Annotated in this window: 7 protein-coding genes; 4 read left to right on the top strand and 3 right to left on the bottom strand. The window is 64.5% G+C overall.

The window, feature by feature from the left end:
• The 3 genes from SH809_05530 to SH809_05520 all read right to left on the bottom strand — a co-directional run.
• Positions 1-1,152, bottom strand: a 1,152-nt coding sequence (locus SH809_05530) for a tryptophan 7-halogenase (GenBank protein ID MDZ4699150.1), incomplete at its 3' end; no start/stop codon positions are given.
• 31 nt (positions 1,153-1,183) lie between these two features.
• Entirely contained in the window at positions 1,184-2,107 is a 924-nt protein-coding gene (locus SH809_05525) for a radical SAM protein (GenBank protein MDZ4699149.1), read from the bottom strand.
• Positions 2,104-3,429 (bottom strand): asparagine synthase-related protein, encoded by a 1,326-nt coding sequence (locus SH809_05520; protein ID MDZ4699148.1) that lies wholly within the window; start codon positions 3,427-3,429, stop codon positions 2,104-2,106. The genes SH809_05525 and SH809_05520 overlap by 4 nt, the downstream gene beginning before the upstream one ends.
• A 296-nt stretch (positions 3,430-3,725) precedes the next feature.
• Between SH809_05520 and SH809_05515 the strand changes: the two genes are divergently transcribed.
• The 4 genes from SH809_05515 to SH809_05500 all read left to right on the top strand — a co-directional run.
• Complete coding sequence (locus SH809_05515) at positions 3,726-4,601, top strand: sugar phosphate nucleotidyltransferase (GenBank protein MDZ4699147.1); 876 nt, start codon at positions 3,726-3,728, stop codon at positions 4,599-4,601.
• Positions 4,598-7,930: a UTP--glucose-1-phosphate uridylyltransferase gene (locus SH809_05510; protein MDZ4699146.1), complete on the top strand. Its 3,333-nt coding sequence runs from the start codon at positions 4,598-4,600 to the stop codon at positions 7,928-7,930. The genes SH809_05515 and SH809_05510 overlap by 4 nt, the downstream gene beginning before the upstream one ends.
• A gap of 140 nt (positions 7,931-8,070) precedes the next feature.
• On the top strand, positions 8,071-8,901 hold the full coding sequence (locus tag SH809_05505; protein MDZ4699145.1) for a hypothetical protein: 831 nt from the start codon (positions 8,071-8,073) through the stop codon (positions 8,899-8,901).
• 67 nt (positions 8,902-8,968) lie between these two features.
• Positions 8,969-10,448: FG-GAP-like repeat-containing protein (locus tag SH809_05500; GenBank protein MDZ4699144.1), on the top strand; the 1,480-nt coding region annotated here is incomplete at its 3' end.

The following is a 10,448-nucleotide window of genomic DNA, read 5'->3' as shown; positions in this document are numbered from 1 at the left end:
TTCCCGGACCGACCGTTCGTAGCCGGTGAGCGCGTCGGCAAACGTCTCCCGGCCCCAGTGCGCCTGCACGATCCGCATCAGCCGTTCGACACCGAGGAGGGAGTGGGCGATGCCGGTGCTGTGGAGGGGGTCGATGAACCCGGCGGCGTGGGGGAGGAGGGCCCAGCCGGCGTCAGCCGCCTGGCCGGCCAGACGCTGGAGCCGTCCGGTGCGGATGATCACGCCCGGCGGATCGGCCAGCCGGGCCAACGCGAAGGACTCGGACAAGGATGGGTACTGGTCGCGGATCGCCGCCCATTCGGCCGGGGCCGTGCGGGTGAAGTCGAGCGGGTACGCGCGCTCATCGAGCACGAAGCCGGCGCTCGTGCGTCCGTTATGGCGATGGGCGCCGTTGAACCGAATCCACCACATCCAGCCCCGGTCGATCAGGTGGTGCAGGGCGGCATCGTCGCAGGCGAAGGGATGGTCGCGGAGGGTGTCGCTGGTGAACCGCGAACCCCAGGGAGGAAGTCCGTCAAAGTGCCCGAACAGGGCGCGGGAGCGGGTGTGAAGGCGATGCGTGTCGTCCGGTAAACCAAGCGCATGGGTGAGCGCGCCGCCCGGGCCGGTCGCGTCGATAAGAAATGCAGCTTCGAGCCGAAGCGGTTGCCGATTGCGCCGGCAGGAGAGGCGCCAGCAGGGGCCGGAAGTGACAGACTCGATGGATGTGTCTTCGAACAGGGGAATGCCGGCATCGTGCACCTGCCCGGCAAAAAACGCATCCACATCCGCACGGAGCCACTGCGTGTCGCTCTGCGCGTCGCTGGGGCTGGCGGCGACGAGCAGTTCGTTGTCATGACCAGGACCGGGTGTAAACGGCCGGCCGGCCTCATGTTGAAAGTAGCTGAACCCCCGCTTCATGCCGCAACCGAGGTGCGGATACGTGGCCTGCCACGTCCCGAATTTCGATAGGGGGCGCAGGGCCGGCAGGTCGTACCGGTCGCTCAGGGCCTGGAGGACGAGGTTGGCGGTAGGGGTAGACGATTCGCCGACCGCAAAGCGCGGGTGGCTTGCCCTGTCGATCACGACGACATCCTTACCCAACCTCTGGAGGATCAGGGCGCAAAGCGAGCCGGCGAAGCCGGAGCCGAGGACGGCGATGTCGAAGCGCATGGGAGGATGGTCGATGGTCGATAGTTGATGGTTAATGGGTGATGTTCACGGGGCAGGGGATAGGGGGGTGGAGGTGCTGCTCCAGGTTTATGCGGTGCAGCCGGTCCTTCCGCGCCGGCCCGCACGCCGGGCAGTCGTAGATCCGTTCCAGATCCCACAGATCGCCAAAGACTCGACCGCGCTTCATGGCCAGACCGGCCGTCATCACCCGTTCCAGGGACGTCAATGTCGGCGGCGCGAAGTCGCCTCCGGCGGCGAGGTGGTGCATGGCGTCGGTGCCGGCGCGTGTGGGGATCACGGCGCAACACCCGATACCCAGCGAAAACGCAAACGCCAGCGTGGCGATGGCCCGCTCGACGCCCTCGTCTTCGGTCGTGTATGGGGGGCGGAGCAGGACAAAGGCGCGGACCTGGATGCCGTTCGTCAACAGGAAATCAACCGCGCGGCGGACGTCCTGCAGCGTCATCGCCTTATTCAGCCGCGCAAGGGTTTCGGGGTGCGCGGTCTCGAGGCCAATCGCCACCTCTAGCTGCCCGGGGATCCGGTCGCGGAAGCGGAGCACATCGGGGGTGCAGAGGTTCGGGTGATTTTCGACGATGACGGTGTCGAACCCGGCGACTCGGGCGGCGATGGCCGGATGGTCTTCGGGGGGAATGGCCTTTTTGTCAAAAAAATTGCCGCTATTGTAGAGTTTGATGTGGCGCGCCGGTGGCAGTCGCGCCAGGGCAAAGTCGATCTGCGCCGGGATGGCGCCGGCCGGAGTGGGGGTGCCGAGCGTGTGCTTCCAGAGGTCGCACATGAGGCAGTCGAACGGGCACTCGCGGTTGGTGAGAAAGAGCGTGGCCACGTCCTCGACGACGCCCCTGGCCGTGCGCTCGGGCTCGACGAAGTAGGCGTAGGGACGATGGGGATCGACAGGCTCACGCCGGCCTCGACGGGCGAGCTCGCGGGTCATTCAAACGCGGCGTCGAACGCCCGGCGGTAGGCCGCTTCGCTCCGGGGAAAGGCGGCCTGGAAGCCGACGGCATCGACGGCGCCGTGCTGGAATCGGCGTTTCTCATTCACGGGCATCGCCATGCCGGTGACGGCCTCGATGCCGCGGCGCACGACCTCGCCTTTGAGTGCGTAGAGTTTTTGCGGGTCCCAGCCTGTTAGGTCGATAAACGGGATACCCTCCGCGACGGCGATGACGTTGGGGAGGGCGAAGGGACTGAAGCCCTGGAAACCGAGGGCGCGGGCCGGCGCATAGGAGCGCACATGGCCGCGGCTCTGCCCGCCCGTGAACGTGAGCGAATGTTTGATGGAGTGTACCCCCCAGCCCTCCTGGTACAACATCAGATTGTTGAGCACGCTCCGGATCGTGAGCTCCGGGTTTTCCTCGATGGGGTAGTCCTTCAGGTTTTCGTCACCTCCGTCGCCATCGGCCAGGTAGCGCCAGTCGGGGTACCGGTTGCGGATGGCGCGGCATAGGGCCAGCGTCATGGTGGCGGCCTGGACGTCGAGTGGCTTGTAGTCCTCGATGGTCCGGATGGCGTCGGCGTAGTCCAGGTCCTCCAGCGCGATGTCCATGACCTCCAGAAACAGGCTCAGGCCGAGGGAGGCGAGGAAGTTGTGCGCCTGCCGGGCATCCGGGCCGTTGTGGACGGATAGCGTGAAGGCCTTGAGACGCGCCGGCGACTCGCCCCGCTTCAGCAGGGCGTCGTACAGGGCGAGGAAGACGGCGCCGCTATCGACGCCGCCGGAGAACAGGACCCCGATGGGTTCGCGGGGATCGAGGGTGTTCAGCCAGCGGTTACAGGCGCTGGACAGGGCCCCGATATAGGCCGCACCGATGGCGTCGAGGTCGGCCGGCTGGGTGTTGCGCTCGGGGGTGAAGAAGCGTTCGTAGCGCGGGTTGGGATCCGGGCAGCCGACGAGATCGATCTCGACGATATAATGCGCCGGCACCATGCGGGTGTAGGAGGGGTGGAACTGGTCTTCGAGCCCTTCGCGGCTGAGCTGCTCGCGCAGCTCATCCATCCGCTCGGCCACGATGAGGCAGGGGCCTTCCGCCCGCTTCGCCAGGAAATACCGCATCGGACGGCCGATGGAGCGGGCCATCCGCACGGTGCGGCCGGATTTCTGGGCAATGGCGAAGGGGCCGTCGATCGCGCGAACCCGCTCGGGATCGCCCGAGGCCACGGCGGCATCCGCTTCTTCCCGGGTGCAGTTAAAAAAGAGATTGCCGGCTGGATCGATGAGGTTGACGAGACGCTCGACGTAAGGGTTGGCGTGCATGCGCGTGGGGAAGGAGGGGGGCGAGGAGTGGATCGGGAACGGATGTTGTGAATCCCTTTTTGTGCCGGCGGTTCCGTTTCCCATTCCATCTAGGATACCCTCTCCGGTGCCCCGATAGAGACGACTCCAGGTTGGATCAATCGGATCGGATCGGACGTTGAGAGGACGTCCGATTGCCGTATCAAGGGCGCCCACGGTCCCCACGTATTCCGCCGCGTTTTTTTCTGGTTGCGCCTGCATCTTCCGGTACCTAATCGCCTATCTTCCGGCTTCTGTTTTCAGGTAGCCTGTGTCTTATGATGACTATCAACAAGGCCGTTATCACGGCAGCCGGCAAAGGGCAGCGCAACTTGCCCTTGCAAACCCTGATCGATCGGGACGGCACTGAAAAGTCGGTGCTCCACATCATCATCGAAGAAGCGCTGCGCGGCGGCGTCGAAGAAGTGTGTATCGTCGTGCGCCCGGGGGACGAGGCCGCGTACCTGGCCGTGTCCGGTGACCACGCCGGCCGGCTGCACTTTGTCCACCAAAAAGAACCGCGCGGATACGGCCACGCCGTCTATTGCGCACGCGATTTTATCGGCAGCGACTCCTTCCTGCATCTTGTAGGAGATCACCTGTACATCAGCCGTTCGGGTTCGGGCTGCGCGGCGCGCCTCGTCGAGGCGGCGCGGAAAGAGCAATGCTCGGTTTCCGTCGTCCAGGCCACGCGCGAGAACCTGCTGCCGTATTACGGGACGGTCGGCGTCCAGCGCATCTCCAGCTGGCCCAACCTGTACAGGGTTGAACACGTCGTCGAAAAACCCACCCCCACGGAGGCCGAGCAGCGCCTGGTCGTTTCGGGGCTGCGGACGGGTCACTACCTGTGCTTTTTCGGGATGCACGTCCTCACGCCAACGATCATCGATATCCTGGGTCACAAACTCGAGGATCGAAACGTTCGTGGCTCTGTCACGCTTTCGGAGGCGCTGGCCGACCTCTGTCATCGCGAACAATACCTGGCCATGGAGACGGAAGACTGGCGATACGATGTCGGCGTGAAATACGGGTTGCTCAATGCGCAGCTGGCCATAGCACTGAGCGGCAAGGACCGCGATGAGGTGCTCTCGCGCATCATCGAGTTGCTGGCGATTCGGGAACTGGGCGCGGCAGCGCAGGGAGAGGCGGCATGAGTATTCTGGTAGACATCATTCGTGCGAGCGAGCCCGAAATTCGCGACCGGTCGCTGGATTCCGTGTGCCGGAACGCATCGGCTGAGATGTTGCACGCGGAATGTGAGGCGCTCGACCGCTTCCGCCGCGATAGCACCAACCTCTACGAACGCGTCCGCGCGCTCTTTTTTCTGTACGCCATCCACCGGTTTCACCTGCCCCGCCGTTACGAAGGCGAGGCGCCCGGCCACATTCCCTACGAGGGGGTCAATCATCTCCTCAAAAGACGCTTCGAGGAAGCCCTGGAGCTGTTCCTGACGGCGCAGCGGAAGAACGGCCCCTGCGATGCGTTATCCAGCGCACTCGCCTCCGCCTACCACCGCCTTGCCTTTCAGACGCTGTCGGACCAGGTGCGGCGCAGCGTGCGCTCGGTTCGAGGGAACCAGTGGATGTTTCGGATCGGGCATCCGGCGGATTACCCACTGCGCATCCGGCGCGAACTCGTCGATCGGCCCTCGAAAGAGGCTCTTTTTCCGATCATCCAGGAAACGACGCCGGTCCGTATGGACCTCACCCACAGCGGCTGGAGCGATATCTTCTTCCTCGGGATGGACTTCCCCGAGGGCGCCCGCGTGCTCAATGTGTCGGTCGATCTCTCCGTCCGCGGCGCGAACGGCCTCACACCGCCGAAGCCACCCATCGAGACCTACTTTCGGGTGATCGACGAGCCGATCCTCCGGCTGGTTAGCGTGGACTTAAACGCCGTAGCGGACATCACGACGCTCGCCGAGGTGTTCGACTTCGCGCGGGACCACCTGGGGCTCCTCAAGGCCGCCGTCATCGCCTCGGGCATCGTCCCCCCGGGCATGGAAGGCGCCAGCCAGCCGCTGTCCGACCTCCTCGAAAAGCTCGTTGGCCCTGGCCTGGGTGTCGAGGTCGTCAGCCAGGTGAACGACATCCCCAAAGGCTCGCGCCTCGCGGTGTCCACCAACTTGCTTGCGTCCCTCATCTCGGTGTGTATGCGCGCGACGGATCAGACGCGCTCGCTTACGGGCACGCTCAACGAGGAAGAACGCCGGACAGTCGCCGCGCGCGCCATCCTCGGCGAATGGCTGGGGGGGTCGGGTGGCGGCTGGCAGGATAGCGGCGGCATCTGGCCGGGTATCAAACTCATCGAGGGCGTGAACGCCGTCGAGGGCGACCCCGAGTTCGGCGTCAGCCGCGGCCGGCTTCTGCCGCACCACATGATCCTCGAAAAAGGGGACGTCGCCCGCGACACCGGCAAACGCCTGCAAGACAGCCTCGTGCTCGTCCACGGCGGCATGGCGCAGGATGTCGGACCCATCCTGGAGATGGTCACCGAAAAGTACCTCCTGCGGTCGGACAAAGAGTGGCGCTGGCGCCAGGCGGCCATCAAACTGCTCGACGACATCGTCCGCTCGCTGCGCGACGGCGACGTGAAATCGATCGGCGCCATCACCCAGCGCAACTTCGACTGGCCCATCCAGACGATCATCCCCTGGGCCAGCAACTACTACACGGAATCGCTCATCGACCAGGTGCGCAAGGAGTTCGGCGACGACTTCTGGGGCTTCTGGATGCTCGGCGGGATGTCGGGCGGCGGTATGGGTTTTATCTTCGACCCCAAAAAGAAGAAGCTGGCCGTCGAGCGACTCCAGGCCATCATGCACAACACGAAGGTCCGGCTCGAAACCGCCATCCCCTTTGCGATGGATCCGGTAGTGTACGACTTTGCGATCAATGAGGCCGGCACGAAGGCCGAATTGATGCTGGGAGACGAGGCGCTCATGCCGCCCCGCTACTACGTGCTCATGGTCCCGATCCTCGTCCGACGCGCCACCCGCGAACTGACGCGCAGCCGGCGCACGGAGCTGGACCGCTTCGGCGTCGCCTCAAAAACGCGTCCCGAGCTGGCCGACGTGGTCTCGGGGCTGATGGACCGCCTCCTGCCGCACGACGAGGAGCCGGACGGCGAAACGCAGTCCCTCGACGAATTGCTGGACCGCTACGGGTTCGACCGGCATCAACACGAGCAGATCCGGGCCGACCTCCGCAGCGGCCGCATCGGGCTGGCGCAGAATCGCCTGCCGGCGCAATCCCGCATCGAGGACGTGGACGCCCGCGACGTATTTGACGCCCGCGGCGAACTGCCCGCTACCTATCGGTCGATCGGTCTCGACGCCATGCAACAGGGCGCGGTGGCCGTCGTCACCCTCGCCGGCGGCGTCGGGAGCCGGTGGACAAAAGGCGCCGGCGTCGTCAAGGCGCTAAACCCCTTCGCCAAACTCGCCGGCGTACACCGCAATTTTGTCGAGATCCATCTGGCCAAAAGCCGGCGTATCTCGCGCGAGGTGGGCACCCACCTGCCCCACGTCATCACGACGAGTTACATGACGCACGGGCCCATCGCAGAACATCTGGACTACATGGGCAACTACGGCTACGCCGGCCCGCTCCTGCTTTCGCCCGGTAGCAATGTCGGCCTGCGCCTCATCCCCATGGAGCGGGATCTGCGTTTCGCCTGGGAAGAGATGCCGCAACAGCTGCTCGACGAACAAGCCCAGAAAGTCCGCGAAAGTGGCCGCGCGGCCCTCATCAAGTGGGTGCGCCAGGCCGGCGAAGGATCCGCCTATACGGACAACCTTCCCCACCAGTGCCTCCACCCGGTCGGCCACTGGTACGATGTGCTGAACATCTTCAAAAACGGGGTGCTCAGTGAGCTGCTGGAGATCCGGCCGCAGCTGAAATACCTCATGGTGCACAACATCGATACCCTCGGCGCCGGCCTCGACCCCGCCATCCTCGGCTACCACATCGAACAGGGCGCGGCGTTGTCCACCGAAGTCATCACCCGCCAGATCGAGGACAAAGGCGGAGGCCTCGCCCGTGTCGACGGACATCTCCGCCTCGTCGAAGGCCTCGCCATGCCGCGCGAGGACATCGAATACCGCCTTTCGTATTACAACACGAGCACGACGTGGATCGACATCGACCGGCTGTTGCGGGCGTTGCTGCTCACGCGGTCCGACCTCTCCCGGCCGGCACGTGTCGCGGATGCTATCCGCGAACTCGCCACCCGAATACCTACCTACGTCACGCTCAAAGACGTCAAAAAACGCTGGGGCAAGGGCCAGGAGGACGTCTTCCCGGTCACCCAGTTCGAGAAGCTCTGGGGCGACATGACGGCGCTGCCCGAATTGGACACGCGTTTTGTGGCGGTCTCCCGCATGCGAGGCCAGCAGCTCAAGGATCCCGGCCAACGCGACGGCTGGCTTCGCGACGGCTCGGCCAAATACGTCGAACGGCTGTGTGATTGGGGGGAGGACTAATCGCCCGCTGCCATCCACAGAGATTGTTTGTATCGACCTACACCCACGCGCGAGGTTCGCTTACAGATGCCTCACGCCGGCGGACGTTTATTGGAAGCAAGAACACCATCGCTTTTCTAACGAAACGATAGAGTTGTCTCATGCTCCAGGAAACCACTCCGCCCGATGTGCCGCATATCCTCCTGCCCCTCAGCCCGCCAGATGAATCGCTCGTCGACGGAGAGTCGGTTCTTTTTGAGTGGAACGCCGTCGAAGGCGCCACGCGGTATCGGTTGGAAATCGCGGAAGATCCGGCTTTTACATCCCTGATTGCTCTCTTTGAACTCGCCAAACTGGAGTCCGTAACGGTCGCCGGCGTCCTGGAGACGGATGGGAGGGTGTACCATTGGCGTGTCTTCGCCGGCAATGACGCCGGCTGGAGCCGAAGTGAAGATGCCATTCACGGGTTCTATAGCGTGACGCCGGAGGTGCTCAAAGAAAATGTGCACCGCCCGAATCATTTAGAGCCGACGGGTCCCCTCCCCGAGTTGCTGACAGGACAGGCCGGCGCGGACCCCTATTTCGCCAGGCCGAAGCCTGAGCACGCCATTAAAACGGATGCGGATGAGGATGTCGTCGAGTTCTATCGAGAGGAGGAAGTCGTGGCCGTGGAGCGGGAAGGGGTTGAAATACCCATCGTCTTCTGGGGCATGGCCCTCACCCTCGTCGGCGCTGCCCTCATGATGTTTTTCATGTATCATATGGTTCAGTGGCGTCATCAGGCGCTGCGGGAAGAGTTGGCCAGTCAACTTACCTATCCCGAACGCGAGACCCTCAACAGAGAAGTCGCGGAGCGGTTAAATGGCTTCGAACGGATGGATGCAAGCGTCGACTTGTATCGAATCCCAGTCGATAGCGCGATGAAGATCATCAGCCTGGAGGCACTCGAGGAACGCAACAAGGAGGTGACGACCGAGCTGACGCTTCAATAGGCCGGCTCCACTTGGTTTTGGAGCGCCGTTTTTGGATATTCGACCTACAACTTTGCGTCGAATATCCATGCGTTTCGCGGGCCCCGTATCCCTCCTCTTTTTCCTCGCCGGCTGCACCCAGCCCGGCCTCCCCGAACCCGGCTCGGACGCCTACCGGGAAACCGTAACGGCATTCTACAAGAGCGTCGCCTCCGTCCAGTCGGGCGAAGGGGTGGGGGCAGAGACAAACCTCCTTCGCGCCACGGAGCTCGCGCCGGATGAGCCGGCGCTATGGTACAACCGGGGTCTGCTCGCGCTCCGCGCCAATGAGTTTGACGCCGGCCGGCCTTTGCTCGATAAAGCCCGAGCGCTGGCGCCCGAAAACAGCCAGATCGTGTTGCTGCAAGGTGTCCTGGCCTCGAACGAGGCCAGGCCCGATTCGGCCATGGCGCACTTCCGCGAGGCCATCGCGCTCGACCCCGCCAGCATCAAAGCCCGCTACGCGCTCGTCCAGGAGATCAACCGCCTCGGCGACCCCGCCCTTCAGGCGGAAGCCGCCGCTCAGCTCGGCGCCATCCTCGATCGCCTGCCGGCGAACAAGGCGATCCTCATCGAACGCCTCCGCATCGCCGCCGCCGAAAACGATGCCGCCACCGCCTCCCGGATGGTCGACACCCTCGCCGGCCTGTCAGCCTCCTGGCCACCCGAAGCCCGAGAGCCGCTGGCTTCCATCCGCGCCGCGCTGGCAAACGGCGACTTGCCGTCCATCCGCGTCCAGAGCGGCTTCCTACGCAACCTCCTGCTCGGTACCTTCAGCTACCGACAGGACCTGAGCGCGGTCCAGACACCCCTCGAATCGATCGGGGATCTCATGACGACGTTTGTCCGTCTCCCGGCCCCATCGCCCGCGCCGGCCGCCGCCGACCTCCAACTCTCCTATCGGACCGAGCCGCTGTCCGTCACCGCCCGCTGGGCCGACGCCGTGTCGCTCACCGGCGAGTCGTTTACCGCCATCTACATCGAAGGACCCACCCTCGTGGTCGGCGAGCAGCGCCTGGATGTCTCGGATGTACTCGCCGCCTCCGACCGGTTCGGCGTCGCGACGCTCGACTACTCGTACGACTTCCGGAACGACGTCGCCGTGGCCGGCGCCGGCGGGCTCGCACTCTTCCAGCAGGATAGCCTGGGGATATTCACGCGCGTCCCGGTCCCGGCCGCTGGTTCCTTCTCCGCTGTCTGGGCCGCCGATGTGGATAGCGAAGGGGATATCGACCTCATCCTCGCCACCGCCGGCCCGCCGCTGGTACTTCGTAACAATGGCGATGTCACGTTTGCGCCGCTGCCGGCTTTCACGGAGGTCAACGGTGCCGTCGCCTTCGCCTGGGCGGACTTCGACGGGGATGGCGACCCCGACGCGGCGCTTGTCGATAACGAAGGAATGCTCCACACCTACCTGAACCAGCGGCTCGGCCAGTTTGTCCACGAGACGCCCGGCCCTATCGACGCCCCGATCCGTGCTCTGACGGCCGCCGATATCAACGCCGACGCCATCCTCGAAATCATCGCCC

The sequence above is a fragment of the Rhodothermales bacterium genome, assembly GCA_034439735.1.
Lineage (GTDB): Bacteria > Bacteroidota > Rhodothermia > Rhodothermales > JAHQVL01 > JAWKNW01.
The sequence above is the reverse complement of the archived record's forward strand: the minus strand, read 5'-3'. Positions and strand labels throughout refer to the sequence as shown.

Excerpts from the sequence above, each read along its gene's own strand:
- SH809_05525 (MDZ4699149.1), bottom strand. The coding sequence starts at position 2,107 with ATGACCCGCGAGCTCGCCCGTCGAGGCCGGCGTGAGCCTGTCGATCCC.
- SH809_05520 (MDZ4699148.1), bottom strand. The coding sequence starts at position 3,429 with ATGCACGCCAACCCTTACGTCGAGCGTCTCGTCAACCTCATCGATCCA.
- SH809_05515 (MDZ4699147.1), top strand. The coding sequence starts at position 3,726 with ATGATGACTATCAACAAGGCCGTTATCACGGCAGCCGGCAAAGGGCAG.
- SH809_05510 (MDZ4699146.1), top strand. The coding sequence starts at position 4,598 with ATGAGTATTCTGGTAGACATCATTCGTGCGAGCGAGCCCGAAATTCGC.
- SH809_05505 (MDZ4699145.1), top strand. The coding sequence starts at position 8,071 with ATGCTCCAGGAAACCACTCCGCCCGATGTGCCGCATATCCTCCTGCCC.